We start from the raw sequence: 25,260 nt of genomic DNA, 5'->3' as shown, positions 1-25,260 counted from the left end.
CCAAAAGCGCCAAGGTAATTCCCCAGTAGCAGCGCCAAGGTAATTCCCCACTTTTTCGTCCGCGCCAAAGGGGTGGACAAAAAGGGCATGACTCTGACATTCCTAAGACGTACCCAGTCTTGGAACAGGAGGAGCCATGGCAAGGAGGGATATACCGATGAACGAGGTAACAGAGACAATCTACCAGTGGCACAAGGGAATGAGGATCCAGCATATCAGTCAGTCGCTCGGCATCGACAGGAAGACCGTCCGCAAATATGTCGGCATGGCACGGTCCGCCGGCATAGACCGGCAGTGCCCTCTCCCCGGAGAGCATGATCTCGCCACCAGGCTGAAGGACATGATGGACGCCTGCGGCTCCCCCTACGATACCCCGGCCGGGGATCTCCTCGTCCGCCATCACGACGACATAAAGACATGGCTCGATGACCCGAACGTGACGGGCAAGCAGGTGTGGAGGCTTCTTAAAGAGACCTTCGGCGTAAAGGTGGGCTACACGACGCTCAGACGGTATTTGCGGAAGGAGTTCTCCTACGGCAGGGCGAAGGTGACGGTCCGCGTGGAGACGCCCCCGGGCGAGGAGGCCCAGGTCGACTTCGGGTATGCCGGTCTCATGTACGACCCGGAGAAGGAGAGGAGAAGAAGGGCATGGGCCTTCATCATGACCCTCTCTGCGAGCCGCCACAGGTTCGTCCGCTTCGTCTTCCGCCAGGATACGGACACCTGGCTCGACTGCCACGAGAGGGCCTTCACCTTCTTCGGCGGCGTGCCGAAGAGGATAGTCCTCGACAACCTCAGGTCCGGTGTGGTGAAGCCGGACATCTACGACCCCACGGTGAACAGGGCATACGCGGACATGGAGCGCCACTTCCGCTTCATCGCCGATCCCGCCAAGATACGGACACCGGAGCACAAGGGCAAGGTGGAGCGCGTCGTTCCCACGGTCAGGAAGCACCTCCTCGCCGGGAGGACCTTCGGGGATATCGCCGAGGCGAACGACCGTGCCCTTCACTGGTGCAGGGAGGAGATCGGAAGGGAGGTCCACGGCACGACGAAGAAAAGGCCCTACGAGGCCTTCCTCGCGGAGGAGAAGCGTTGTCTCACGCCCCTTCCGGACACACCCTTCGAGCGGCCCCTCTGGAAGGAGTGCACCGTCCATCCCGACCACCACATCGTCTTCGACAGATCCTACACCTCCCTGCCGACGAGATACATCGGCAGGAAGGTGTGGGCGAAGGGGACCGGGAAGACCGTGGAGGTCTTCCTCAACCACGAGAGGGTGAAGGTCCATCCCCGGGCCCACGGTCCGGGACAGTGGGTGACGGACCACACAGACTACCCGCCGGAGAAGCTCGCCTTCCTCATGGCGACACCGACGTGGTGCAGGAGGAAGGCAGCCGGGTTCGGCCCCCATACGGAGAGGCTCATAACCGCCGTCCTCAGGGAGAACGCCATGCGGAACCTGCGCAAGGCCCAGGCCCTGCTGCGCCTCGCGGACAAGTACCCGGCGGAGATCGAGACGGTGGCACAGCGTGCCCTTGACTACGGCAACACCCGGTACAGGAGCATAAAGACCATGCTGGAGAATCCGATGACCGGCACCGGGGAGGAGACCGCGGCGGCACCGCTTTCGGACCTGGGAAGGATGTTCCTGCGGGAACCGGCGTACTTCGCCGGGGAGGTGGCCCATGATTGACCACCACCTTGTCGACCAGTTGAAGAAGCTCAAGCTCGGCGGGTTCATGGAGACCATCGAACTGCGCATCGCCCAGGCGCAGAAGGACGAGCTCTCCCACGCGGCCTTCCTCGCCCTCGTCATCCAGGACGAGATCGAGCGCAGGGAGGCACGGAAGCTCGCCGTCAGGATACAGAAGGCATCCTTCGAGGAGCAGAAGACCCTGGAGGGCTTCGACTTCGGCTTCAACCCGAGGATCAAAAGGGGCGCGATGACCGACCTCGCCACCTGCCTTTTCGTGGAGAAAGGTGAGCATGTTCTCCTCTACGGACCGGCCGGCGTGGGGAAGACGCATCTTGCCCAGGCGCTGGGCCACGAGGCCTGCAGGCGGGGGTTCAGCGTCCTCTTCGTGAAGGCGGCGAAGATGTTCCGGCACCTTTTTGCCTCCCGGGCGGACCAGTCGTGGGAGAGGCAGCTCAGGAAGTATCTTCACCCCGACCTGCTCATCATCGACGACTTCGGGCTGACGTCCCTGACGCAGGTGCAGGCGGAGGATATCTACGAGGTGGTGGCGGAGCGCTACCTGACATCGTCCATCGTCATCACCAGCAACCGGCCGCCACAGGACTGGGTCACGCTCTTCCCCGACCCGGTCATGGCGAACTCGGCACTTGACCGGTTGAGCCACCATGCGCATCACATTATGATTGACGGAGGAGAATCCTACAGGAAGAAACTGGGTCCTAAAACACGACAGTAACTAACCGCCCCCTGCGGGAAAAGTGGGGAATTACCGCGGCTCTCGGAGTGGGGAATAACCGTGGCGCTTGACACGATGGTCCCGTTTTCGATCTCCATCTTACCGCTGTCGTTCCTGGTCACCATGATGGACGACCTCAGGTCCAATTCCGCCATGGCTTCCGTGAGGGCCGCGATCTCGCGCTTTTTTGCCTGCGGCTCTGCCAGTGATTCGCTGACCTGCACCAGCATTTTCGAACCCTTCCTCTCGCGAAGGATGAAGTCCACTTCCCGACCGCTCTTCGTCTTGTAGTAATATACTTCCTGTGGTGAGACGGAGGGGACGTTCCTCCGAAACCAAGTCATCCTTGATAACACCTCAGAATTACTGCTGGAAACAGTGAATGGTCTCTTAGTATCTTAACGCCCTTGTCTCCTCACGTTTGTAGTAGACCGTCTCTGAGCCGTGGCATTCCCCTTCCGGTGTGATTTTTCTAGACAGCTCACCCGTTTAGACGGTCTGTTTTTCAAGATCGTTCACCCACCCCTTTTTCAGGATCTCTCACCCACCTTTTCAGGTTAATTCACCCACCCGGGCGGCACCGAATTAGGGCATACTACCCCCGTTATCTTTTTGTCGAACGGGAGGCGGTATGGCGAGAGAGGAGTATATGGTGGTTGATGTTGTCGATATTTTGAGAAGGCTCCAGAACGGTTATTTAATCAGGGCGGTCGCGAGGGCGACGGGGATGGATCGAACTTCATGGGGTCACGTCTTGGATTATCACTTGTTATAGCTGGCAGACTTGTTCATGCCCTGTCTTTTCTTCCCAGGGACCGGCCGATATGCTGCAGCTTCATTCCCTTGTGCCACTGGTAGATCGTCTCTGTCACCTCGTTCATCGGCGTATCCCTCCTTGCCATCGCTCCTCCTGTTCCAAGACTTGGTACGTCTTAGGAATATCAGAGTCATGCCCTTTTTGTCCACCCCTTCAGCGCGGACGAAACAGCGGCGAATTACCCTGGTGCTTTCTTGACATGTAGTGCCATTAATGATACTATACTCCCGTGGCAGGCATAGCGGACATAGTCTCCCAGATGAGGTTGAACCCGAATAATGTACGGTACCGGGACCTGTGTCTCGTCTGCGACCACTACTTTGGCAAAGCCCGCCAGAGCAGTGGCAGCCACAGGATCTATAAAACCCCGTGGCCGGGCGACCCCCGGGTAAATATCCAGAACGAAAAGGGCCGGGCCAAAGTATATCAGGTCCGGCAGGCGCTCCTGGCCATAGAGAAATTGGAGGCTGAACATGGCTCTAAAAAATGATCATTATACATATCGCGTCACCTGGTCCGCCGAGGACGGGGAATACGTAGGTGCCTGTGCTGAGTTCCCGAGCCTGAGCTGGCTCGCTGAGACACCCGAGACCGCGCTCAGGGGTATCCGGAAGGTAGTGGAAGATGTCCTGAATGATATGCGGGAAACTGGCGAACGGATCCCCGAACCGATCGCGAGCAAGCATTATAGCGGAAGATTTATGGTCCGTGTTCCGCCCCAGGTGCATCGTAAACTCGCAACAGAAGCAGCCGAATCCGGGGTTAGCCTGAACCGTCTGGCAAGTGCGAAACTAAGCCGGTGATGGTGCCCCCGAGGGGCACGAGGGGCAGGTACGTTCGTTCAAAAGTAAATCACTCAACCCCTCAGATTCGGCTTCTGTCATTTCTTCAGGCAGGTTCGGGTATCCATATCCTCTTTAGCGTCAACCCTCCAGTCTACCATGCAAGGATCTGAAGCCTTTCTCCACACACTGAGCGTGGAGTCTCTTTGCCGGGCAGCCGTTAGCGCAGGATCACGGGAACCGTTGCGTTTTCGGGCTGCTCGAGCACCGTCATTTGTCTTTCCCAGAGCCTGGGAAGGTTCAAAAAAGACGGCCTGGTCCTTATTACCTTATTTGGTGGCGGATATTCAAGCGGTGCAGTGCTGGAGAGAGGATGAAGGGACGGGGAGCACGATCGCTCATTTCGTGGCTTTTTCGGCGAAGGGATTGCTGATGGTGACACTTCCAATCTTTTGTTTGTCGGAAAGGTCCTCTGAAATGATTGCAGCCGCTCCGCCTTCTACGGCAGAGGCGATGATCAGGGAGTCCCAAAACGAGTACCGGTACTTTTCTTGTATATTGATGGCATCCACTATCAATGAGCCGTCGACTACTATCGTCTTCCATTGCAACAGGTCTGTTACGATCTCCTTAGCCTGCGCCAGGCCAAGCGGTTTTGCAATTTTCCTTGTTACCGTTACAAAGAATTCCTGTGCGACCTGGGTGCTGATGAGGCCATTCCCCGTGCTCCACAGGTTTTTGACGATCTCTTTCGCTTTATCGTGTTTATTTCCGGCGGACAGGTCATATGCATACACCAGGATGTTGGTATCGACGAACATTTTAGCGTCTTTCATGGAGGTCTTCTCTTGCAACGGTGATCTTTCCCTGCGTGCCAAGATCAATCCCTTTTCCCATGAAGGCTATTTGCCTGTTCCTCGCTTTCTGATACCCTGTTTCTTTATTCACTCTTTCTTCCAGTGTTTCACGCAAGAGCTCGCTCAACGACTTGTCCTTTATGATCGCAAGAGTTTTGGCTTTCTTGAGGAGCGATCTGGGAAGAGACAGGGTCACGTTTTGTTTATCCACGACAACCTCCTTTCATATTCACGTATTTACGTGTACCACACAATCACGGGCAAAGTCAATCCAACGGGGGAGACGGAGGGGACATCCTCCGAAACCAAGTTATCCTTCATAACACCTCAGACTTACTGCAGGAAACAGTGAAGGGTCTCTTAATTTCTTAACGACAGTCTTCCGCCTTTTCCTAGCGTTCAAGCGGTTCAAGCCCTTCTTTCTTAGGCCGTCCTTCCCGCTGCCCCCGCATGCAGCGTCAAGCCCAGGGCGCGTATCACCTTGAGGATCGTGTCGAAGCCGGGGCTTCTCTCTCCGGATAATGCCCTGTAAAGACTTTCGCGGGACAGGCCGGCATCCCGCGCCACCTGGGACATGCCTTTGGCGCGGGCGATGTCGCCGAGGGCTTTAGCGATGAACGCCGCGTCGCCGTTCGACTCTTCAATGCATGCTTCAAGGTACGCGGCCATTTCCTCCGGAGTACGAAGATGCTCCGCGACATCATATCGAGTCGTCACTACTTTCTTCATAACGTCACCCCTGTATGTTTCTCGCAAGACGCAGGGCTGCTTTGATATCCCTGACCTGCGTCCCTTTGTCACCACCCGCCAGCAGAACCACCACATGAGACCCGAACTGTTTGAAATAGACCCGATAACCCGGTCCGTGATCGATCCTCAGCTCCGAAACACCTTCACCTACCGGTTTCACGTCCCCAGGGTTTCCCGTGGCCAGCCTTTCAATCCGTGCCATAACACGTGCCCGGCCCCGAATATCGTCCAGGCTGTCAAGCCAACCGGCAAACACGTCCGTTTTGCGGATCTCGATCACAACTCTATTGTAGCCTACAGGCTACATATTGTCAACACCTTGCCGCCCTTAGGGGGGACCCACAGGGACGCCCTTTCGATTTTCACATTCTCAGCAACCTCATGGGGGACGGAGGGGGACGTTCCTCCGAAACCAAGTTATCTTTCATAACACCTTAGAATTACTGCAGGACACAGGGGAGGAGGAAGTCGCGCCCGCCGACAGGGACATCCTTTACATTTTCACATTCTAGAAAGACCAGTGACTGCAACAGGTTATACTTGTGTTTGTGCCTTAGGCGTTCCTTCCATTGAAGCCTTTCTTCAACTCGCTGAGCGTGGGGTCTTGTCCCCGGGCAGCTGGTAGTGGAGGATCACGGGACCCGTTGCGGTTTCGGGGAGCGCGGACCGGGCACGGAAGTGCACGGGACCGATGCGTCTGACAGCAGCCACCGGGCAATCCACCAACAAGTTACGTCCGCGGACTACCAGCCTGCATCACGTAATCACCCCTCTCCGCGATGAGCATCGAGCGAGCCGAAATCGCTTAACGGGTGTGATCCGGAGCGTAGCTGCACGGGGACAAGGCCCCGCGCGGACCTCACGTGACGAGTACAGGGGGTCGACAGGGACGCCCTTTCGATTTTCACATTCTCGGCCAGCAGTGGTGTGGCTCCTTGCTCTTTCCCATTCAAGCGGTTGAAGCTGTCTTTCCCCTGGCTGAGCGTGGACTCCGGGATATCTCTGTATGTCTTGTTTTTGGCTTTGACTTGAAACCTGAAACTGTCTCTTGGCGGCTCCGCTCTCAGGCTGCCCGGTTTTTGCCCTCTCTCTTGCCGATCCCTTCCGCGATGAAGGTGAGGACAAGGGTATTGAGGCTTACACCTTCCTGCCTGGCGCGCTTGACCAGCTTGGCATGGAGGGATTTGGGTATCCGCTGGACGAACTTGCCGGACGTCGTGCCCGACACGGGGGCGGGGTAAGGCCGGCCCCACTCCTTCTGGGCCTCCATCCAGCTCTCGAATGCGGCCTTCGCATCCGCGAGGGCCTCTTCCGGGGTTTCCCCGTCAGCCATGCAGCCGGGAAGATCGGGAAAGGTCACAAGAAATCCCCCGCCTTCCGCTTCCTTCAAGGGTCTGATCTCGATTGCGTAATCCTCGAACCTCGGTTTCTTCATATCCTACCCCTTGACCTTGTCGATAAGCTCGACAAAGCGCTTGATGTAGACCGGCTTTATCGGTCTGGCGGCCGGAATCGTCACGGAATCCCTGATGCCGGGAAAGCCGAACACGTAATGACTCCCGCCCTGTGCTCGTATGAGAAGATCATACTTCTTTGCCACCGCCACCACATCCTCAATCCGCCAGTCTCTCGGATTTCTCTTCATTTTCGCCAGCGTCTTCTCCGATGCACCCATTGAGCTATAGTATCAGATATAGTATTATACGTCAAGGGTCGACAGGGACGCCCTTTCGATTTTCACATTCTCGAAAGACCCATAAATATGACACGTTATACTTGCCTCGTGTCTTTAACCCGCAACCCGGAACGGTTCTTTCGTCTTTGCCCTCAGGGGAAGGTCATGTTCTCTGTCAGGAGGGAGGCCATCTTCTTGTCGAGGGTCCAGACTCTTGCGCTAATCGATCCTGCCGCCGTTAGAATGAAGACATCGATGAGTCCGAGGCCTTTGGCGAAAAGTTTCTGTTCCCCCGCGTGAAGCCCGGCTCTTACCCAGAGACCCCGCTCTTCGATCTTTGGGAGGTTGTTCCAGTACTCCGTGATGACTTTGCGCTCGCGCCTCGTCTTTGCACCCTGCAGCAGTTCGCCAAAGACGCATTCAAGGGCGATGACCTGCCTTTCTTCCAGCAGCAAGCCCAGTTCTGTAAGAAAAGGCTCTTTTCCCTTCAGGAACTCGATCCACACGGACGTGTCGGCAATGATCATCGCTTTCTGTTCAGTTCCCGCACCAATCCCGCGCTGTAGCCTTCATGAAACGAGAGGGGCCGCTTCGCCACCTTTGCATTGAGTTCCTTTATCCGCTTCATCTCTATCCACTCTCTCAAGGCTACGATAAGGGAATCGGTAATGTTCTTGCCGCCGCTCGCTTTCCTCACTTCTTCGACCAGTTGATCGGGTATTATCGCCGTCACTTTCATACGATACATGATACGATAGCGCGGATCTTTCGTCACGTCCAGACGGCCGACCTTACGCGAATAGGGGGTCGACAGGGACGTTCTGCATTGCAAATTATCCCTCAACATATTATTCTACTCTCACAACACCGACAACATAAGACAAGATGGCTGTGAAATGTGTCCTATGCGGTGTCACAGGAGAACCGGGATCAAGTTATGCGGGACCATAAACGAAATATACGGATAGGCACGATCGGGGCAATAGTCCTTTGTTTGTTCTGCTTCGAGGTGTTCGCCCAGTCTCCGGCAGATATGGAACAAAAAGCCAGACTCCTCGAACGACAGCTGCAGGGCACACCGGGCATGAGCGAACTCATGGGAACATATGGCGAGGCCATGCAGCTTCTGAATGACGCCACCGGGAAAGCCGCCGCGATGGGCGGTATGCAGAACGTGGCCATCCAGCCGGCTAAAACGCCGGAGAAAGAGATTGAGCGCCGCCGCGAGATCATCAACATGCAGTTCCGCCAGGCAAAGAATATGATGGGTAACCTTCCTGCGGGCACAGAGAAACCGCAGATCCCTGAAGCCGTGCCCATCGAAGGGTACATTGTCGTCAACGGAGGAGAAAAGGAGTTCTTCTCCAATGAAGTGAAGACGGACCTTCTGTACACGATCAAAGAGACATTCGTTGGTAATCTGATCATCCTCAATACCTACGATTCAGCAAGAGGACAGTTTGACAAAGAGAAGGGCTATAGAATTGAATCTCTGTCAACAAAGATCAATGTGCTGGGTGTGTTGGGCAAGAAGTGCGTGCGCAGGACCTATTATGTGCCATCAACCTGCACTGACTGGGCCCGCTTCTATCGCTACGAGATCTCCGAAGGGGAACGTTACCCGCAATTCTATGCCCACGTGGCGAAGGCAAGCCCCGCTGAAGATGGCCGGATCAAAGTCACGGCCGGTGCCCCCAAAGTCACCTTCCTGGGTGATGATGGCAAGACGAACCTGGGAATGGGATGTTTTAATGCCACATGGACGTTGAACAAATCGGAATTCGAACAATTGCTTAAACGAGGGGAGATATCATTGCGCAAGGATATCGGCAGGCCGATGGGACCCTCTCCCGGTTGCCGCCCCGGTTCCATGATGACGCTGTATATCAAAATCAGGAAGGAGCCCGAGGAATGCAAGGATATGAGATCCGTGGAGCTCATGATCGTCAGTCCGGAAGACAAGAGCAGGCATGTCTTCAGTGACGACTCCCCCTTGAACAAACACTCCAACGAACTTACCCTGGAGCTTGAGGCCAGAACGGTGCCGGAGCGCTACGCCGATTCAGTGGAATGGACCATTCCCGAGATGGAAGGCTCCAATCGAACCATTACTCCCGCTTCGACATCATCAACACCAAAGGGAAGAAAATTCACCGTCGTTTATAAAGGGCTGCCCGAGGACAATAACAAATTCGGCGTAAAGACGGTGAAGGCGACCCTGAAGGTGGATTCATGCAAAATAGAGAAAACAAGAGAGGTGCGTTTATTCTATCCCAGGGATGAAAAGAACAACCCCGGGGGAAAGTATCCTAACTGGTATTATTACTGGAAGCAGACCCCGGCGGCAAGGCCGTTCGGACAGAACGTCAAAATTGCGTACCAATGCGAAGGGATTCCGAACGACAAATGTGCCTGCCTCCAGCACGGTGTCATAGGCCAATACAATCCGTATTATTCCGGCTACAAGACCATTAATGTATGCAACCTCAAGACGAACACGTGGGACCCTGATACATTCTATGTAAAACTGCCGGCGGTCAAACGGTCAAAACCGTCAACGCTTTCCGGGAGGGGTTTCCTTGCTTACACGTACATCGATACCTTCGCCATTGATATCATGCATGAGTTTACTCACTTTAATAATTTCCACACCTTTTGGCCCGACGGATGGAAAGAGAGTGAGGACAGCGACAAGGATGATATACCCGACAGGCTTGAGATGGGAATGGGGTTTCTTCCCGGAGTAAAACAGACGTACTGGCAAGATGTCGATCTCGGTGGTGACGAGGAGTTCCTGACATTGGAGGCCACCCACGACTACCAACTGGGGACATACGACAAGTACGACTGGGCAAAACCGGGTAAAAACTGGCCTAAATAGATCCAGGAACGCCCCGCCTCCCGATAAAAACTCCGCCCCTTCCCGCCGACACTCTTGAACGATCATAAGGGATGGGGGCATACGAGATCATGTCTCTATCGCGCCGAAGGCGATGCAGGTGCGGCCACCTCCCGGTCTGCTGCGGCATTCTTACCGGTTATTCCCGGGACTTTTTTCCTGCCCTGCATCATCGACGGAAGGAAGCATCCCGGGAAACGTTGAAGACCTTGGATCTGATGATAGGGAGTCGTCGAGGGATGCACCTCCCCTTCTCCTATCAATTATTTCGCCTCAACCGTCTCGTTAATATTCAGAAAAGTTAAGACAATGTTGGCAAATTCGGTGGGTGCTTCAAATATCAGGCTGTGTGTTGCCTTTTTGAATTGGACCAGCCATGCCCCCGGAATAGCCGAGGCTATCGTCTTTGAGCTTTCAACTCCTACCACGGTATCCGAAGTTCCAACCACGAGCATAACCTGATTGGTAATTAATGGCAGTTTGTCCATGGGAGTCTTCCAATGGACTGTTGCCTCAATTTGTCGCAAAATGATTGGGTCATTTATTCCTTTACCCTTCAAGACCTCGGCAACGCTGCTTCCATCTGTGGAGGTTGCGTGGATGATTGCCTTATTGAACCGTTGCGGATATTCAAGCAACAATTTTTGTGTGATCGTACTCCCCATGGAATACCCAAGTACATTGGCCCTGTTTACTCCAAGGGCGTTAAGAAGGCCAATGACATCATCGGCAAACAGTTTGTACGTGAACGTTGCCTCATTGGTCCTGGTATATCCCATGCCCCGGTTATCCAATATTATCAACTGATATTTCCTTGATAACGCTTCTATCACTTCCTGAGGCCAATGGTCCATTGTCCCGCCCAGCCCCATGATCATAACGAGTGGTTCACCTGAGCCGATCAATTTGTAACCTACCTCTATTCCATTCGCATGAACCTGGTAAATGGCATTGCCTTGCTTGTCCGAGCTAATAATTCTGCCTGATGGTTGTACACCCTGGGCCATTGCGCCGGAGATACCAACGGCCAGCAAAATAAGCAGTGAATAAAACAGGGTAGTGGCTTTTTTCATACGCATTTTCATTCCCTCCTTCGTTGATCAAGCAATTGGGAATACCCGGTCAACTGCACACCCCAAGAAGGCAAATTCCGCTGCGGCACTCCTCTCTCGTCTGACACGGGTCGCCTGGTCCCTTGCCTCCCCGCGGGGGTGGAGGAGTGGCTCCTGTGCGGCCGCCGGTGCAGGTGATCTGGGTGAAGCCGCCGCACCCGCCCCGCCCCGGGACCTTGCAGATCTGGCGGGAGCCAAGAACGAGCGTTGGTGCCATGAAGTTCCAGGCGAAACGCCGGGCCCTCTGGAAGCCGTTGCGCCGGCAGAACTCATCCGCCGCGGGCTGGTTGCATTGCGAACCGAAGTAGAGGCAGCGGTCCACTGCATAGCCGTTGACCCGGGGATTGTTGAAAGTGCGCTCTCCCGGCATGACCCCCGTCTGGCCGCCGCGGCTCTGGCACTCGATGAGCGTGAAGCCGCCGCAGCCGTTACGTCCCGGGACATTGCAGATCTGGCGGGAGCCAAGAACGAGCGTTGGTGCCATGAAGTTCCAGGCGAAACGCCGGGCCCTCTGGAAGCCATTGCGCCGGCAGAACTCATCCGCCGCGGGCTGGTTGCATTGCGAACCGAAGTAGAGGCAGCGGTCCACTGCATAGCCGTTGACCCGGGGATTGTTGAAGACCTGCGTCTGGGCCAGTACCGGTGATATCGACATCAAGGAAAACACCAGCAACAAAAACCATTTCATACGCCCCTCCTTGTCTTATTGAGTCTGCCGTTCAATGCAGTATAATACCATACATGGTATATGTCAGTCCAAGGCTCCACCGTGGAATAAACCTCATTCATTCTACTGTAAAACAGACTACATTCAGACACGTCACACCCCTTCTGCTATCCTTGCGGTCGGGGCGCCCAGGCTGGACACTCTTGAACAATCATACGAGATCATTTTCGGACTCTCCCGGCATCAGGCTCAAGGAACAACCCTCGCCTTGCTGATCCCCCAGGATGATATTCTTCAAATGACGCCCAGGCCATTCGAGCATCTCAAGCCATTCAACGCGGCCCCAATTCTTGATTGCCCTGTTTTTGGTCCCCATTATCCGTTACCCATGCTATAATATGCCATGCTTTTACAAGCTATACCGAAGAGGCTCCGCAATATCATACTTATGATCATTGCCGTCATCTTGATCGGTACGGCGGGGTTCAAGATCATCGGCGGTTCCGAAAAGAGCTTTCTCGATGCCCTGTACATGACGGCCATCACCATCACCACCATCGGGTACGGCGATGTCATCGGCCTTGACAACAAGCCGCTGGGAAAGCTCTTCACAATCGTTTACGTTTTCATCGGGGCCGGTACGGTCGCCTACCTCTTCACAACTCTCGCAGCCTATATAATCGAAGGGGAGTTGAGAAAGGTTTTCAGGAGAAGGAGAATGGATAAGCGTATCTCAAAGATGAAAGACCACTATATCGTTTGTGGAATTGGAATGGTGGGCCTGTACGTTGTGCAGGAACTCTTTTTGACCAAAAGGCCCTTTGTTGCCATTGACAGCGATGGGGGCAAGCTCGATGTTTTCAAGGTCAACAATATAAATGCGGATCTGGTTATCGGTGACGCCACGGAGAACGAGGTGCTCAATCGCGCCATGATAGAGCAAGCGCAGGGCCTCTTCGCAACGACGAACTCCGACAACGACAATATCGTTATTTCCATCACAGCCCGGCAGCTCAACCCTTCCTTAAGGATCGTCGCCCGGTGCAACGATGCCAAGAACATTGATAAGATAAAAAGGGCCGGCGCCGACTCGGTTGTGGCGCTCAATTTCATCGGAGGCCTCAGGATGGCCTCTGAGATGATACGCCCGCATGTAACGTCCTTCCTTGATATGATGCTTCGCGACAAGTATTCGCCGATGCGCGTCGAGGAGATAAAGTTTTCTCCCGAATCACCCTATGTGGGCAGACCCGTAAGTGAGATAGACTTCAAGGCAATCGGCAACATCATGCTCATCTCTGCCCGGAAAACAACGGGGGAGTGGATCTACAACCCCAGTCCGGACACAATCGTGGAACAGGGCATGAGCATAATCGTGATCGCCACACCGGAAGAGAAGGAGCTCCTTGCCGAGCACATATCAGGTGTTACGAGCACAGGTTCCTAAAATATCTTTTACCCGTCCCACTTCCCCGCTTTCGAGACGCACCTTGATCCCGTGAGTGTGGTCGGGGGACTTCGTCAAAATATCCTTTACAACCCCCGTCGTACGCACCCCCGTGCGCTGGTCCTTTTTAAGGACGATGGATACTCTCATTCCCGGTCTTATGTCTGATCGTTTTGTTCCGTTCATCCTAACCTTCCCTCCGCAAACGCGAGATCTCTCACGCCCCGCCTGCGATCATAGTAATAGCTATCCGGCGATACTGCAACTTTTTTGATGGGGCCAGGCCCTGCAATCATACATTGGGAGCGTCGCGCGACAGGGGCTGCGGCTCACCTCCGATGGTGACCATCACGTTACATGGTTGAGGACGCGGGAAAGGATGTGTTGATTTTTCTCCGGCCGGTGGTAGAATGTCTAGGCTCAGGTATCCTCAGCGTTCACATGCTTCGGCCGCGAACGGAAGGGTCCCCGCAGTTTGCCTGTGCGTGGAGTGCAATGATCACGAAGAAGCCCGGTACAAGATTTGCAAACCAAAAACAGGGTGCCGTTGCGGGTGCAGTCGCAGACATCGGTGCCGCCGGAAAGATGAAAAAGACAGATAAGCTTGAACAGAGGATCCGCGAACTTGAGGAGCGTAATAACGACCTCCTCGCGATGATCGAGAATTCCTACGACGCCATGGCGATTGCCGACGGCGAGAGCCGGCTCCTCCTTCTCAATCCCGCATTCGAGAGAATCATGGGCATCAAGAACGCCGACGTCATCGGCCGCAAGATAGAAGAACTTGTCAAAGAGGGTATCTCCGACACCGGGGCGACAATCAAGGTTCTGGAGACGGGCAAAACCCAGACGGTGCTCATCAACACCATCGCCGGAAGACAGGTCCTCAGCACGGGCATGCCCGTCTTCGACAAGGATGGCAGTATCTCGAAGGTCTACTGCAATCTGCGGGACATCACCGAGTTGAACCACCTCAAAGAGAAACATGAGCAGTCACAGAAGCTCGTGTCGAAATATCTTCTTGAGCTTCATGAGGCAAGACGGATGCAGAAGACCCCTTCAGCCTTTGTGGCCCACAGCAAACAGATGAAGCAGGTCATTGAGACCGCTTACCGAATAGCCCGGATCGACACGACGGTGTTGATCCTGGGGGAGTCCGGCGTGGGCAAGGACCTGGTGGCTCGCCTCATCCACGAGGCATCACCAAGGATGGACGCGGGCACCTTTGTAAAGATCAACTGCGGCGCCATACCCGCCGAACTGCTGGAATCGGAGCTCTTTGGCTATGAGGCCGGCGCCTTCACGGGCGCCAGGAAAGACGGCAAGGCGGGATACTTCGAGATCGCCGACAAAGGCACCCTTTTCCTCGACGAGATCGGGGATCTTCCTCTTCGGCTGCAGGTAAAGCTCCTTTCCGTCATCCAGGACCAGGAGGTGACGCGTGTGGGGGGTACAAAACCCAAGAAGGTGGATGCGAGGATCATCGCGGCGACCAACAGGGACGTGGAAAAAATGCTGAAGACCGGTAATTTCAGGGAAGACCTCTATTACCGACTCAACGTCGTCCCCGTTTATATACCCTCCCTCAGGGACCGCCGGGAAGAGATACCCTTCCTGATCAAGCATTATCTCAATGAGTTCAACAATAGATACAACCTCAAGGTGCGGCTGACCCAGGAGGTTGTTGAACGATTGAGCGCCTACAGGTGGCCCGGCAATGTCCGCGAACTGGCGAACCTGGTGGAACAACTTGTTGTGCTCGCCAATGAAGACCTGGTGACGCTCGAGCACCTTCCGAAGAGATTTGTCGGGTCGGAACAGGGTGACCTTGATGAGATGCACGAACTGAGGTCTCTTGACGTGGCGCTGAAAGAGCTTGAGATAAAGCTGATCAAGACGGCCCTCAACAAGTCACAATCCAACGAAGAGGCAGCCCATAAGCTAGGTATCAGCCTCTCGACCCTTGCGAGACGCCTCAGGCAATTCAAAAGTGACAGTCATTCCTGACACCCTCTCACCAGTATAACATCATTGAGTAAAATAGACTTCTTCCCCGGATTCCCCTGTCAAATGTGACATGCCGTGAGCGGTTTGCACGCTTATGGGAGTCTATCGGCTTCCTATAAGGCTGAAATAACTCAATTATTTGCGCTGGCATCTGACTTGCACAATGTCATTTATGTCAATAAACCACTCAAGGGGGTAGCGAATGAAAAAGTTATTGTTGTCGTGTCTCGTTCTTATGGTCTTTGTTTCCTTCGTCGTTGCCGGTCCCGCATCGGCCAAGGAGCCTATCAAGATAGGCGGCATCTTTTCCCTGACGGGCTACCTGTCATGGCTCGGGGAATACAAGAAAAAGGCTGCGGAACTCAAGGTTGAAATGATCAACGAGGCCGGCGGCGTGAACGGCCAGCAACTGGTGCTCATATCCTACGATGACAATTCTTCTCCCGAGCAGGCATCGAAGGTGGCCCAGAGGCTCATATCCAAGGATCGGGTCGTCGCCATGGCGGGGACCGCTTCCGTTCCGCTCTCCGGTGCGGTGGCATCCATGGCTAACCGCTACAAGATACCCACAATCATCAATTCCGGCTATGCAGTGGACACCAGCAAGGATCCCTATCTCTTCAACACATCCCACAAGACCGACTTCGCCGTCATCACGGCGTACAAGGTGTTCAAGAGGAAAGGTATCAAAAAGCTGGCGCTCCTCATGCCCATAGGCCCTCTCGGCGAGATCGGCGGGACGGCGGCGCGGAAATATGCCGCAGACTACGGTATCACGATCGTGGGTGAAGAAAGGTTCGATGTCAAGGCTGCGGACGTCACGGCGCAGCTTGCCAAGATACGCAATATGAACCCGCAGGCCATATTTGCCTTCGTCACCGGCGAGCCGGCGGCACTCATAGGCAGGAACATGGATCAGCTCAGTTTCAAGATCCCTCTGCTCGTCTCCCACGGCAACGCGAACCCGGGGTTCCTGAAGCTTGTCTCCAACGTGCGTACCGAAATGCTTGTCCCCTCCGGGAAGGTCATGAAACCCGAGGCACTGCCCGACAGCGACCCTACGAAGAAGGTCATCGTGGAGTTCAACAAGAGACACATCGCAAAGTATAAGGAACCGGCAAATTACTTTTCCGCCGAGCTTGCCGACGCCATCGATCTCATCGCCGAGGGGCTGCGCGCCAGCGGTAAAGCCGATCCTGTAAAGCTGCGCGACGCCATCGAAAGCATCAAGAACTTTACCGCAATGCAGGGCATTTACACATTCACGCCCAAAGACCATCACGGCACCAGGCCGGACGATATGATCCTTCTAACCGTCAAGGCCGGAAAATGGGAAGTTCCCAGGTAAATGAACCTGAGGGAACCTAGACCGGTAAGGAGAAACTTGTGAGCGATATATCCTATCTCATCCAGTTCCTGTTCAGCGGCATAACGGTCGGCAGTGTCTACGCGCTGATAGCGGTGAGCCTCGTCATCGTTTACAAGGTGTCCCAGCTCATCTGCTTTGCCCAGGGCGAGTTCTTCGTCTTCGGGGCGCTTACGATGACGACCTTGGTTTCAAAAGGGGTCCCGGTCCCCCTGGCGTTTTTCCTCTCCATCATAATAGCAATGGTCCTGGGGGCACTTATCCAGCAGGTCCTCATCCGGCCGATGAAAAATGCCTCCGTGGGCGCCCTCATCGTCATGACCATCGCAATATCCCTTGCCCTTCGGGGCCTGGCATTGCTTATCTGGGGGAGGGAATCACATATCCTCCCCCCATTTTCCCGGGGAGAACCGATCCAGATACTCGGTGCCGCCCTCCAGATACAGATACTCTGGATCGTCGGAATAACGGCGGTCGTCCTCTTCCTCATATGGTTCTTCTTTGAGAAGACCCCGGCGGGCATAGCCATGCGCGCCTGCGCCGAGAACCCCTACGGCGCGAGCCTCATGGGCATCAACACCCAGAAGACCACCCTCTTCGCCTGGGCATGGGGTTCCGGTATCGGGGCCCTGGCCGGAATGGCCGTCGCCCCCTTGCTGTTTGTACAGTATACGAGCGGGATCATGCCCATGGTAAAGGGCTTCATCGCCATGTCCATAGGCGGCCTGGGGAGCATCGTAGGGTCCGTCATAGCGGGGCTGCTCCTCGGCCTTGTGGAGTCATACACCATAGGCCTGATATCGTCAAAATTTTCCGACACCATTGTTTTTGGCCTGCTGATCGCGGTGCTGGTGTTAAGGCCCAACGGCCTCTTCAGCAGGTCCTAGGAAGGTACGATGAACGCGTTGAAACGTCACTGGTGGTTGATACTCCTCGCTGTCATAGTTGTCTATCCCCTCATCGGAGAGTCATCGCCCTATAAGAGCGGGCTTCTCATTTTCGCGGGGATCTACATCATTCTCGCCGTCGGCCTTGACCTCCTCATGGGATATACGGGGCAGATATCGGTGGGCCACGCGGCCTTCTTCGCCGTCGGCGCTTACACGTCGGGGATCCTCACGGCGAAATACGGTTTCTCGCCCGCTGCCGCCATGGGAGTAGGCATAGTCTTCAGCGCAACGCTCGCGTTCCTGACGGGGCGCCCCGTGCTCGCGCTGAAAGAATATTATCTGGCGATGGCAACCCTTGCCTTTAACGAGATCGTCATCACCCTTATCATCGGATTCGAAGGGTTGACGGGCGGAGCCTCGGGCCTTCGCGATATACCACCTTTCACCATCTTCGGTTTTTCGCTCCTTGATCATCTTCACTATTACTATTTCGTCTGGGCCGTCGTGGTCCTCGTCATCGCGAGCAGCATAGCCGTGGTCCGGTCTCCCTTCGGGCGCGCCCTTGTCGCCATCCATTCCGATGAGGAGGCCGCGCGCTCCTTTGGCGTAGACTGCGCAAAGTACAAAACACGCGCCTACATGCTGGCCGCGGTTTACGCGTCGATAGCGGGATCTCTTTTCGCGCACTACATGGGGTTCATAGCCCCCGACGACTTCGGCATACTCACCTCCATAAACCTGCTCGTCATGCTTTTTCTTGGCGGCGTCGGAACGATATTCGGCCCCGCGCTGGGTGCCCTCTTCCTAAAATTGCTGCCCGAAATCACCTATGCTTTGCAGGATTATGAACTCCTCATTAACGGGATCATCCTCATCGTAGTACTCGTCTTCTTTCCCAAGGGCCTCTTTGGAATATTCACGGCCCTCCGGAACAAGATCATTCCACGGATGGGTAGATAAATGGAACAGAACCGGAACATATTGACTATCAGCGGAGTGACAAAGACCTTCGACGGCGTCAGGGCCCTCGATGACGTGAGCTTCGCCGTTAGAGCGGGCGAGATCAAGGCGCTCATCGGCCCCAACGGCGCCGGTAAGACCACTTTGCTCAATGCCGTCAGCGGGCTCAACCCCCCCACGAAGGGCTCCATACTCTTCGAGGACCGCAATGTCGTCGGATCAAGGACCGACCAGATCGCGTCCCTCGGCATGTCTCGCACATTCCAGCTCATCCGGCTTTTCACCATCAATAACGCCACCGTTCTCGACAACGTCCTCCTCGGGGCGCACATGCACCTTAAGCCAACACTCCTCGGGACCATCTTTCTGCGAAAGCGGATAAAGAAACAGGAGAAGGAAGCAACACAGAAAGCCATGGATCTCTTGAAGCTGGTCGGTCTTGAAAAGGAGGCTTCAGCCATGCCTGCCGCCCTGTCCTTTGGCAACCAGCGCCTTCTGGAACTTGCCCGGGCGCTCATGACCGGTCCAAAACTGCTTCTTCTCGACGAACCCGCATCGGGACTCAACGACACCGAGGTGGAAGAGTTCATAAAACTTCTCATGATGATCAAGCAACAGGGCATCACCGTCCTCATCGTGGAGCACAACATGAAACTGGTCATGAATATCGCCGACGACATCATCGTCCTCGATTTCGGAAAGAAACTGGCGGAGGGTTCGCCTTCGGCCATCTGTGCAAATCCTCAGGTCATCGAGGCATATCTGGGCGCCCAGGACAAAGAATGCGGGGTGACCCAATGATCCTCAAAGCCGACAACCTTTCAGCCGGATATGCTCGCATACAGGTCCTCAAGGAGATCAGCCTGGAAGTGAAAAAGGGCGAGATCGTCTGCCTTGTGGGGGCTAACGGTGCCGGAAAATCAACCCTTCTCAAGGTCGTATCCGGTGTGATACCCCCGATCTCCGGCAGCTTTTCCTTTGATGGGCAGGACGTAACGGGCCGCAAACCGAATCAGCTCGTAAGAATAGGACTCTGCCATGTCCCGGAAGGACGCCAGATCTTCGGCTCCCTCACGGTGAAACAGAACCTTTTCCTCGGGGCCTACGTCAACCCGGCGAAGAAAGACCGACTCGACGACCTGCTTGAATCCGTCTTTGCGCTGTTCCCAAAACTCAAGGAGCGCCTGGCCCAGAAGGCGGGAACCATGAGCGGCGGGGAGCAGCAGATGCTTGCCATAGGGAGGGGGCTCATGTCCCAGCCCAAACTGCTTCTTCTTGACGAACCTTCCCTGGGCCTGGCCCCGCTGGTTGTGGAGGCCATACTGGGGACCATCGGGGAGCTTCGCAGCCGCGGTATTTCCATCCTCCTCGTTGAACAGAACGTCAACGCGGCCCTTCACATATCGGACCGCGCATACGTGCTGGAAACGGGGAGGATCGTACTCACGGGAGAGGCCACAAACCTGCTGAAGAATGAAGAAGTGAAGAAATGCTATCTGGGTATGTAAGGCACAGTAAATATCACGGGAGGTAACAAACTCATGCTTATAGGCGATCTTTCCACCCAATGCGCGCGCCGGTATCCCGACAAAACGGCTTTGATATCCGAAGAGAACAGGCTGACATATGGAGAATTCAACAAACGGGTGAACTCCCTGGCGGATTCACTGACAAAACTGGGGCTCACCGCCGGTGACAAGGTGGCCGTGCTCAGCCGCAACAACATCGAGATGTTCGAGATATGTTTCGCAGCCGCCAAGATGGGAATGGTCTGGGTCCCCGTCAACTTCCGCCTCGTCCCCTCGGAATTGAAATTCGTCCTCAACGACGCCGAGATCGGTATCCTCTTTGTGGGTGATACCTTCAAGGACCAGGTCGAGGCCATCCGAAGCGAGATCACCGTGCCCCACATTGTGGACATCGGCGGGCCATACGAGCAGATGATACGGTCAGGCTCACCGGCAGAACCGGTCTGCATTGTCAAACCCGACGACCTCTTTGCCATTTTCTACACGAGCGGCACCACGGGCGGCCCCAAGGGCGTCATGCTCACCCACGACAATTTCCTCTCCGCCGTGATAAACCACACCATCGCATACAAGCTCGGGCCTTCCGATGTCAGTCTTCACGTCCAGCCCTGTTACCACACGATGGAAGCATCCATGGTGATCTGCCATTTCTACGTGGGAGGCACGAACGTGATGGTGACCAATTTCAATGGCCACGAATTCTGGAAGATCGTGGAAAAAGAGAAGATCACCAACATCACCCTCGTCTATACCGGCCTCGTCGACATCCTCGACGCCTACAAGGAGGGCGGATACAAGCTGGGTACCCTGAAAAGTTATTCCGTCGGAGGACAGACCACCCCCGTGCCCATCCTGAAACGGGCGGTGGAGGTGCTGGGCCCTGACATCATCTTTGTCGTCTACGGGCTTACCGAGGCATCACCGCTGGTCGCCTACCTCCCCAAGGAGGATTATTCGCTGGAGGGCGAGGGCCTGAAGCGTCTCGGCTCCGTGGGCAAGGAATTGTTCAGCTGTCACGTCCGGGTCGTCGACAACGACGATAACGACGTGAAGCCCGGCGAGGTGGGTGAGATCATCGCCCGCGGCCCCAACGTGATGAAGGGCTACTGGAAGCGGCCCGAGGAAACGAAGGAAGCATTGAGGGACGGCTGGCTCCATACGGGCGACATGGGGATGGTCGATGAAGAGGGATACATATATGTCATCGACCGCAAGAAGGACCTCATCATCAGCGGCGGTGAGAACATCTCTCCCCACGAGATCGAAGACGCCCTTCACCTCCATCCCGCAGTTCATGAATGCGCGGCCATAGGTATACCGGACGAACGATGGGGCGAACAGGTCAAGGCCGTGGTCGTCCTGGCAAAGAACATGAATATAACGGAAAAAGAGCTCATCGACTTCTGCGCAAAACACCTGGCCCGGTACAAACTGCCAAGGACCATCGATTTCGTCGACGCCCTCCCCAAGGACCCTGTCGGTAAGATACAGAAAAAGGTCCTTCGGGAACACTATTCGAAGTAAAGGAGGCTCTATGGCCATTCCCAGTCTGGACCTTATGGATCAAAAACAAAAAGATGCCTTTCTTGAACTTGTGCTGTGGCATTACAAGGCGGTCGACGGATTCTGGTTCCTTCATGTATCCGGGGCATTCGGCCAGGCCGCCGCTGAGAATGTTGTTGAAAAGGTATGGGAGGACGCCTCGCGTCTTGCCTCGCGGGAGATCGTAAAGCGTTTTGATATCAAGGAAAAAGGGCTCAAGGGCTTCGCCCGCGCCATCGCCCTCTTCCCCATGGCAACGCTTGTCGGATACGATATAACACCGGAATATGGCGCCCTCACGATATCCGTGCCCCATTGCAGCGCCCAGGAGGCGCGCCTGAAACACGGTCTCGGGGAATTCAAATGCAAAGAAATGCACCGCAGGCTCTTCGAGGCATTCGCGAAAGAGATAGATCCTTCGATACAGACGCAGTGCATCCATGCACCCCCCGATCCACACCCGGCCGACATGTTCTGCAAATGGCGCTTCACCATTTAGAAGCCCCCCCGATCATGTGATGACCCGGCCTTTGAACTGTCATCCAATTCTTTGTATTCCCGAGGAATTTATGATAGGTTCCAGAATCATCTCAAGGGGAGGAGAAGCATCATCCGCTCCGTCACCCTTTTGGATACGCAATGCAGAACAAGCTCTGGTCGAAAGAATTCACAGCTATAATCTCGGCGACTTTACTCATGGCGTGGGCGTTCTATGCGCTTATGCCGACACTGCCCATCTACCTCATCGGAAATCTGGGTATGACCCAGGGAAACGTGGGGATGATAATGGCTGCATTTTCAATCCCGGCTATCCTCATTCGTCCGCTTGCAGGCCATATTCTCGACAATCATCCCCGGTTTCTGGTGCTCATTCTCTCCCTCATCCTTTCGACGGCTGGATATGGCTTCTATCCCCTGGTCACCGGGGTGGCCGCAATGGTTTTCCTGAGACTCGTCCACGGCGCCATCTGGGGGATATGTTCTTCGGCGAACGCAACCATCGTCGCTGATACCGTACCTTCCATGCGGTTGGGCGAAGGGATAGGCATCTTTGCCCTGTGCATCCCGGTGGGAATGACCATCGGCCCCATGTTCGGTGTTGAGGTGTTGGAAAGGTACGGTCCTGAGGCGATGTTCCTTTCCCTTCTCTGCGTTTCTCTCCTTTCGGTTATCATAATCACTTTTTCGAGAACACCATCGAAGACGATCGTGAAAACGAGACTCTCGTTCAGGAACCTCCTCCACAAGAAATCCCTTCTCTTTTCATCATGTATGTTCTTCATCATGATCGCCTACGGGGCCGTAATCATCTTTGTCGGCATCTATGCCGGACAGAGAGGTTTCTCCAACGTCACCGCATTCTTTCTGTGCTTTTCGGCATCCATCTTTTTTTCGAGGCTCTTCCTTGGCAGGCTCTTCGACAAAGGATATTTCGTCTCGCTGGTCCTTTCCGGCCTCATATTGACCGCGGCCGGCATATCATTACTCGGGCTTGCGCCTGGTCCAAGCCACTTTCTCGCAGCGGGGGTCTTCAGCGGCTTTGGTTTCGGCATACTAATGCCGACATGCCAGGCCGCCGTCAACAACCTCGCGGACCACCGCGAAAGAGGGGCGGCAAATTCCACGTACCTCGCCTCCTACGATCTTGGAGTGAGCGTCGGTTCCCTTCTTATCGGTTTTCTTGCCGATGACATCCCTCTCGGCAGGATCTACGTATACTGTTCCTTTCTGGTCCTGCTGTCAGCGGCCATATTCGTGTTTGCGGCTATCCCGCATTATCGCCGCCACACGTCCGGCGGGCGCCGGCAAGACGCGGGGGCTGCCTGAGACAAGCCGGGACAGGGACGAGATATGTCCTTCAACCTCAGGTCACGTGCGTCTTCCCTGCCTTGCGATCTCGGTCATGGCCTCCAGGGTTCTGTCTATATCTTCGCCGCTGTTGAAAGGTCCGATGCTGAAACGGATGCTGCCGGAGGGAAAGGTGCCGAGGGTCTCGTGAACAAGCGGGGCGCAGTGGAGCCCTACCCTGACTGCTATATTGAAGTCGCCGTCCAGAATGGCCCCCACATCATCGGGGTCCATGCCCCGAACATTGGCCGTCAGGAGCCCGACGTGGCGGGAGAGGTCCTGTGCACCGTACAGTTCAATCCCGTCGACTGAAGCCAACCCGTCGCGAAGCTTCTTCAGCAGTTCCATTTCGCCGGTATGAATCGTTTCCATTCCAACGTCTTGAAGAAACTCAAGGCCTTCAGAAAGGCCGATAATACCCATGAGGTTAAGGGTGCCTGCTTCCAGCCTGTAGGGAAAGTCCCCCGTGTGAACCGGGTTTGCCGAATCGACACCTGTGCCGCCGAAACGGGAAGGTTCTATTTCATCCATCTGTCGACCGAGCACCAGGCCGCCTATGCCCGTCGGGGCAAGCATTGATTTGTGACCTGTGAAAACAAGTCCCGCCACCCCCCAGACCTCCATATCGATCGGTATGGCGCCGGCGCTCTGGGCGGCATCGACGAGGAGCGGCACACCGACTTCGGCGCAGCGCCCGCTTATTTCCCGAATGGGCTGGATGGTACCCAGAACGTTGGACGCATGGGTGATCACGACAAGCTTCGTGTTGGGCCGAATGGCCGCGGCTATGTCACGGGGATCGACAAAGCCCTTCCCGTCGAAGGGAACAAGGTCGTACTCTATGACGCCCTTGCGGCGCAGATGATAAAGCGGTCTAAGGACGGAGTTGTGCTCGAGCCTGGTGGACACCACGTGGTCCCCCGGATGGAGCAGACCCTGCAGGGCAATATTCAGCGCGTCGGTGGCATTCGCGGTAAAGATGACCCTGTCGGGGTCCGGGGAGCCGAAGAAGCGGGCCGTTCTGCGTCTTGTGTCCCCGACGAATTCCTCTGCCTCGGCGGCACGGTCGTAGCTTCCCCTGCCGGGGGATACACCTATCCTGCCATAGGTTTCCACCATCTTCCCCAGGACCGATGCCGGCTTGGGAAAGGTCGTCGCCGCGTTGTCCAGATAGATAAATTTCGACATATCCTCTCTCATGTGCATGATCTCGGATTGGGCAGGCCCGCTATCCGTCGGGCACCCTTGCGGATCCCTCCGGGGAAAAGGGCCTCGAGGTCCATGAGACTCATCCCGAGACCCGCCTTCAGATCGCGGTTCATGGGAGCACGGCCGTGATAGGCATAGTAGGCGCGCAAGAAACGGATGACACTCCACTGCGCATCATCGATCCCGTCGATGCCGGATTCCAATGCCAGGGCCCGGCCCACCTCCTCCGTCCAGTCTTCGGGATCCCACAGAAACCCTTCATTATCAAAAAGAATCTCCCTCCCCGCAATAACGCGAGGCCTCTGCTGAAAATCCCCTGTTCTCTGGCCGGGCTCGGAAGGATAATTCATCAAATCGTGCCTGGTTTCATACCTTCGTCAACCACTAATTGCGCCATCGTGCCGACCAACTCATCACCCGTCATCCATTCAAACCATCACTCAGCCTTCGCCCCCAAGCTATTAAAGC

The 25,260-nt window shown here is 55.3% G+C and carries 28 protein-coding genes; 14 read left to right on the top strand and 14 right to left on the bottom strand.

The window, feature by feature from the left end:
- The first annotated feature begins 136 nt into the window (after positions 1 to 136).
- Together istA and istB are read left to right on the top strand one after the other, a co-directional pair.
- Positions 137 to 1,696, top strand: coding sequence for an IS21 family transposase (gene istA / locus PHC90_04665; protein ID MDD3845635.1), 1,560 nt, complete (start codon positions 137 to 139; stop codon positions 1,694 to 1,696).
- Entirely contained in the window at positions 1,689 to 2,435 is a 747-nt protein-coding gene (gene istB / locus PHC90_04660) for an IS21-like element helper ATPase IstB (GenBank protein ID MDD3845634.1), read from the top strand. The genes istA and istB overlap by 8 nt, the downstream gene beginning before the upstream one ends.
- Here istB and PHC90_04655 read toward each other — a convergent pair.
- Positions 2,399 to 2,779 (bottom strand): hypothetical protein, encoded by a 381-nt coding sequence (locus PHC90_04655; protein ID MDD3845633.1) that lies wholly within the window; start codon positions 2,777 to 2,779, stop codon positions 2,399 to 2,401. The two genes, istB and PHC90_04655, sit on opposite strands and share 37 nt — an antisense overlap.
- Before the next feature lie 702 nt (positions 2,780 to 3,481).
- On the opposite strand from PHC90_04655, the gene PHC90_04650 reads away from it, so the two are divergent.
- Positions 3,482 to 3,742, top strand: a complete 261-nt coding sequence (locus tag PHC90_04650) for a hypothetical protein (protein MDD3845632.1) — start codon at positions 3,482 to 3,484, stop codon at positions 3,740 to 3,742.
- A gap of 690 nt (positions 3,743 to 4,432) precedes the next feature.
- Here PHC90_04650 and PHC90_04645 read toward each other — a convergent pair.
- From PHC90_04645 to PHC90_04610, 8 genes are all read right to left on the bottom strand, one after another.
- Positions 4,433 to 4,870, bottom strand: a complete 438-nt coding sequence (locus tag PHC90_04645; protein MDD3845631.1) for a PIN domain-containing protein — start codon at positions 4,868 to 4,870, stop codon at positions 4,433 to 4,435.
- Entirely contained in the window at positions 4,857 to 5,102 is a 246-nt protein-coding gene (locus PHC90_04640) for a hypothetical protein (protein ID MDD3845630.1), read from the bottom strand. The genes PHC90_04645 and PHC90_04640 overlap by 14 nt, the downstream gene beginning before the upstream one ends.
- 212 nt (positions 5,103 to 5,314) lie before the next feature.
- Positions 5,315 to 5,620, bottom strand: coding sequence for a putative addiction module antidote protein (locus PHC90_04635; GenBank protein ID MDD3845629.1), 306 nt, complete (start codon positions 5,618 to 5,620; stop codon positions 5,315 to 5,317).
- 4 nt (positions 5,621 to 5,624) lie between these two features.
- Positions 5,625 to 5,921, bottom strand: coding sequence for a type II toxin-antitoxin system RelE/ParE family toxin (locus tag PHC90_04630; protein ID MDD3845628.1), 297 nt, complete (start codon positions 5,919 to 5,921; stop codon positions 5,625 to 5,627).
- Between the two features lie 783 nt (positions 5,922 to 6,704).
- Positions 6,705 to 7,076 carry a type II toxin-antitoxin system HicB family antitoxin gene (locus PHC90_04625; GenBank protein MDD3845627.1) on the bottom strand — a complete coding sequence of 124 codons (372 nt, stop codon included), beginning with the start codon at positions 7,074 to 7,076 and terminating at the stop codon, positions 6,705 to 6,707.
- A gap of 3 nt (positions 7,077 to 7,079) precedes the next feature.
- The gene (locus PHC90_04620) at positions 7,080 to 7,286 is read right to left on the bottom strand and encodes a hypothetical protein (GenBank protein MDD3845626.1); all 207 of its coding nucleotides are present in this window, start codon (positions 7,284 to 7,286) and stop codon (positions 7,080 to 7,082) included.
- Between the two features lie 182 nt (positions 7,287 to 7,468).
- Positions 7,469 to 7,843 carry a PIN domain-containing protein gene (locus PHC90_04615; protein ID MDD3845625.1) on the bottom strand — a complete coding sequence of 125 codons (375 nt, stop codon included), beginning with the start codon at positions 7,841 to 7,843 and terminating at the stop codon, positions 7,469 to 7,471.
- Entirely contained in the window at positions 7,840 to 8,148 is a 309-nt protein-coding gene (locus PHC90_04610) for a hypothetical protein (protein ID MDD3845624.1), read from the bottom strand. The genes PHC90_04615 and PHC90_04610 overlap by 4 nt, the downstream gene beginning before the upstream one ends.
- Positions 8,149 to 8,253: 105 nt before the next feature.
- On the opposite strand from PHC90_04610, the gene PHC90_04605 reads away from it, so the two are divergent.
- Positions 8,254 to 10,197: a hypothetical protein gene (locus tag PHC90_04605; protein MDD3845623.1), complete on the top strand. Its 1,944-nt coding sequence runs from the start codon at positions 8,254 to 8,256 to the stop codon at positions 10,195 to 10,197.
- Between the two features lie 281 nt (positions 10,198 to 10,478).
- Here the strand turns inward: PHC90_04605 and PHC90_04600 are convergent, their stop codons facing one another.
- Both PHC90_04600 and PHC90_04595 read right to left on the bottom strand, forming a co-directional pair.
- A complete protein-coding gene (locus PHC90_04600; GenBank protein MDD3845622.1) occupies positions 10,479 to 11,288 on the bottom strand; it encodes an alpha/beta hydrolase in 810 nt (269 codons plus the stop codon).
- Positions 11,289 to 11,337: 49 nt separating this feature from the next.
- The gene (locus PHC90_04595; protein MDD3845621.1) at positions 11,338 to 12,015 is read right to left on the bottom strand and encodes a hypothetical protein; all 678 of its coding nucleotides are present in this window, start codon (positions 12,013 to 12,015) and stop codon (positions 11,338 to 11,340) included.
- A gap of 382 nt (positions 12,016 to 12,397) precedes the next feature.
- Between PHC90_04595 and PHC90_04590 the strand changes: the two genes are divergently transcribed.
- On the top strand, positions 12,398 to 13,441 hold the full coding sequence (locus tag PHC90_04590; protein ID MDD3845620.1) for a potassium channel protein: 1,044 nt from the start codon (positions 12,398 to 12,400) through the stop codon (positions 13,439 to 13,441).
- Here PHC90_04590 and PHC90_04585 read toward each other — a convergent pair.
- Positions 13,415 to 13,627: a YwbE family protein gene (locus PHC90_04585; GenBank protein ID MDD3845619.1), complete on the bottom strand. Its 213-nt coding sequence runs from the start codon at positions 13,625 to 13,627 to the stop codon at positions 13,415 to 13,417. The genes PHC90_04590 and PHC90_04585 overlap by 27 nt on opposite strands.
- 309 nt (positions 13,628 to 13,936) lie before the next feature.
- On the opposite strand from PHC90_04585, the gene PHC90_04580 reads away from it, so the two are divergent.
- The 9 genes from PHC90_04580 to PHC90_04540 all read left to right on the top strand — a co-directional run bounded on the left by PHC90_04580 (position 13,937) and on the right by PHC90_04540 (position 23,562).
- Complete coding sequence (locus PHC90_04580) at positions 13,937 to 15,448, top strand: sigma 54-interacting transcriptional regulator (protein ID MDD3845618.1); 1,512 nt, start codon at positions 13,937 to 13,939, stop codon at positions 15,446 to 15,448.
- Positions 15,449 to 15,650: 202 nt separating this feature from the next.
- Positions 15,651 to 16,796: an ABC transporter substrate-binding protein gene (locus tag PHC90_04575; GenBank protein MDD3845617.1), complete on the top strand. Its 1,146-nt coding sequence runs from the start codon at positions 15,651 to 15,653 to the stop codon at positions 16,794 to 16,796.
- Positions 16,797 to 16,834: 38 nt separating this feature from the next.
- Positions 16,835 to 17,701 carry a branched-chain amino acid ABC transporter permease gene (locus PHC90_04570; GenBank protein MDD3845616.1) on the top strand — a complete coding sequence of 289 codons (867 nt, stop codon included), beginning with the start codon at positions 16,835 to 16,837 and terminating at the stop codon, positions 17,699 to 17,701.
- Between the two features lie 9 nt (positions 17,702 to 17,710).
- The gene (locus tag PHC90_04565; protein MDD3845615.1) at positions 17,711 to 18,664 is read left to right on the top strand and encodes a branched-chain amino acid ABC transporter permease; all 954 of its coding nucleotides are present in this window, start codon (positions 17,711 to 17,713) and stop codon (positions 18,662 to 18,664) included.
- Positions 18,665 to 19,465, top strand: coding sequence for an ABC transporter ATP-binding protein (locus PHC90_04560; protein ID MDD3845614.1), 801 nt, complete (start codon positions 18,665 to 18,667; stop codon positions 19,463 to 19,465). It begins immediately after the preceding gene.
- On the top strand, positions 19,462 to 20,172 hold the full coding sequence (locus PHC90_04555) for an ABC transporter ATP-binding protein (protein MDD3845613.1): 711 nt from the start codon (positions 19,462 to 19,464) through the stop codon (positions 20,170 to 20,172). Before PHC90_04560 ends, PHC90_04555 begins: the two co-directional genes overlap by 4 nt.
- 33 nt (positions 20,173 to 20,205) lie before the next feature.
- Positions 20,206 to 21,717, top strand: coding sequence for a long-chain-fatty-acid--CoA ligase (locus tag PHC90_04550; GenBank protein MDD3845612.1), 1,512 nt, complete (start codon positions 20,206 to 20,208; stop codon positions 21,715 to 21,717).
- 10 nt (positions 21,718 to 21,727) lie between these two features.
- Positions 21,728 to 22,234: a DUF6125 family protein gene (locus tag PHC90_04545; GenBank protein MDD3845611.1), complete on the top strand. Its 507-nt coding sequence runs from the start codon at positions 21,728 to 21,730 to the stop codon at positions 22,232 to 22,234.
- Positions 22,235 to 22,374: 140 nt separating this feature from the next.
- Entirely contained in the window at positions 22,375 to 23,562 is a 1,188-nt protein-coding gene (locus PHC90_04540; GenBank protein ID MDD3845610.1) for an MFS transporter, read from the top strand.
- Positions 23,563 to 23,604: 42 nt separating this feature from the next.
- On the opposite strand, the gene PHC90_04535 is transcribed toward PHC90_04540, so the two are convergent.
- Together PHC90_04535 and PHC90_04530 are read right to left on the bottom strand one after the other, a co-directional pair.
- Positions 23,605 to 24,771, bottom strand: a complete 1,167-nt coding sequence (locus PHC90_04535) for an aminotransferase class V-fold PLP-dependent enzyme (protein ID MDD3845609.1) — start codon at positions 24,769 to 24,771, stop codon at positions 23,605 to 23,607.
- A gap of 8 nt (positions 24,772 to 24,779) precedes the next feature.
- Positions 24,780 to 25,142 (bottom strand): TusE/DsrC/DsvC family sulfur relay protein, encoded by a 363-nt coding sequence (locus tag PHC90_04530; GenBank protein ID MDD3845608.1) that lies wholly within the window; start codon positions 25,140 to 25,142, stop codon positions 24,780 to 24,782.
- Between the last annotated feature and the right edge of the window lie 118 nt (positions 25,143 to 25,260).

This window comes from Syntrophorhabdaceae bacterium, assembly GCA_028698615.1.
GTDB lineage: Bacteria > Desulfobacterota > Syntrophorhabdia > Syntrophorhabdales > Syntrophorhabdaceae > Delta-02.
Note: the sequence above shows the minus strand (reverse complement) of the source record. Positions and strands in the feature narration are given on the sequence as shown.

Excerpts from the sequence above, each read along its gene's own strand:
- istA (MDD3845635.1), top strand. The coding sequence starts at position 137 with ATGGCAAGGAGGGATATACCGATGAACGAGGTAACAGAGACAATCTAC.
- istB (MDD3845634.1), top strand. The coding sequence starts at position 1,689 with ATGATTGACCACCACCTTGTCGACCAGTTGAAGAAGCTCAAGCTCGGC.
- PHC90_04655 (MDD3845633.1), bottom strand. The coding sequence starts at position 2,779 with ATGACTTGGTTTCGGAGGAACGTCCCCTCCGTCTCACCACAGGAAGTA.
- PHC90_04645 (MDD3845631.1), bottom strand. The coding sequence starts at position 4,870 with ATGAAAGACGCTAAAATGTTCGTCGATACCAACATCCTGGTGTATGCA.
- PHC90_04635 (MDD3845629.1), bottom strand. The coding sequence starts at position 5,620 with ATGAAGAAAGTAGTGACGACTCGATATGATGTCGCGGAGCATCTTCGT.
- PHC90_04625 (MDD3845627.1), bottom strand. The coding sequence starts at position 7,076 with ATGAAGAAACCGAGGTTCGAGGATTACGCAATCGAGATCAGACCCTTG.
- PHC90_04620 (MDD3845626.1), bottom strand. The coding sequence starts at position 7,286 with ATGAAGAGAAATCCGAGAGACTGGCGGATTGAGGATGTGGTGGCGGTG.
- PHC90_04615 (MDD3845625.1), bottom strand. The coding sequence starts at position 7,843 with ATGATCATTGCCGACACGTCCGTGTGGATCGAGTTCCTGAAGGGAAAA.
- PHC90_04605 (MDD3845623.1), top strand. The coding sequence starts at position 8,254 with ATGCGGGACCATAAACGAAATATACGGATAGGCACGATCGGGGCAATA.
- PHC90_04600 (MDD3845622.1), bottom strand. The coding sequence starts at position 11,288 with ATGAAAAAAGCCACTACCCTGTTTTATTCACTGCTTATTTTGCTGGCC.
- PHC90_04595 (MDD3845621.1), bottom strand. The coding sequence starts at position 12,015 with ATGAAATGGTTTTTGTTGCTGGTGTTTTCCTTGATGTCGATATCACCG.
- PHC90_04590 (MDD3845620.1), top strand. The coding sequence starts at position 12,398 with ATGCTTTTACAAGCTATACCGAAGAGGCTCCGCAATATCATACTTATG.
- PHC90_04585 (MDD3845619.1), bottom strand. The coding sequence starts at position 13,627 with ATGAACGGAACAAAACGATCAGACATAAGACCGGGAATGAGAGTATCC.
- PHC90_04580 (MDD3845618.1), top strand. The coding sequence starts at position 13,937 with ATGATCACGAAGAAGCCCGGTACAAGATTTGCAAACCAAAAACAGGGT.
- PHC90_04575 (MDD3845617.1), top strand. The coding sequence starts at position 15,651 with ATGAAAAAGTTATTGTTGTCGTGTCTCGTTCTTATGGTCTTTGTTTCC.
- PHC90_04565 (MDD3845615.1), top strand. The coding sequence starts at position 17,711 with ATGAACGCGTTGAAACGTCACTGGTGGTTGATACTCCTCGCTGTCATA.
- PHC90_04560 (MDD3845614.1), top strand. The coding sequence starts at position 18,665 with ATGGAACAGAACCGGAACATATTGACTATCAGCGGAGTGACAAAGACC.
- PHC90_04555 (MDD3845613.1), top strand. The coding sequence starts at position 19,462 with ATGATCCTCAAAGCCGACAACCTTTCAGCCGGATATGCTCGCATACAG.
- PHC90_04550 (MDD3845612.1), top strand. The coding sequence starts at position 20,206 with ATGCTTATAGGCGATCTTTCCACCCAATGCGCGCGCCGGTATCCCGAC.
- PHC90_04545 (MDD3845611.1), top strand. The coding sequence starts at position 21,728 with ATGGCCATTCCCAGTCTGGACCTTATGGATCAAAAACAAAAAGATGCC.
- PHC90_04540 (MDD3845610.1), top strand. The coding sequence starts at position 22,375 with ATGCAGAACAAGCTCTGGTCGAAAGAATTCACAGCTATAATCTCGGCG.
- PHC90_04535 (MDD3845609.1), bottom strand. The coding sequence starts at position 24,771 with ATGTCGAAATTTATCTATCTGGACAACGCGGCGACGACCTTTCCCAAG.
- PHC90_04530 (MDD3845608.1), bottom strand. The coding sequence starts at position 25,142 with ATGAATTATCCTTCCGAGCCCGGCCAGAGAACAGGGGATTTTCAGCAG.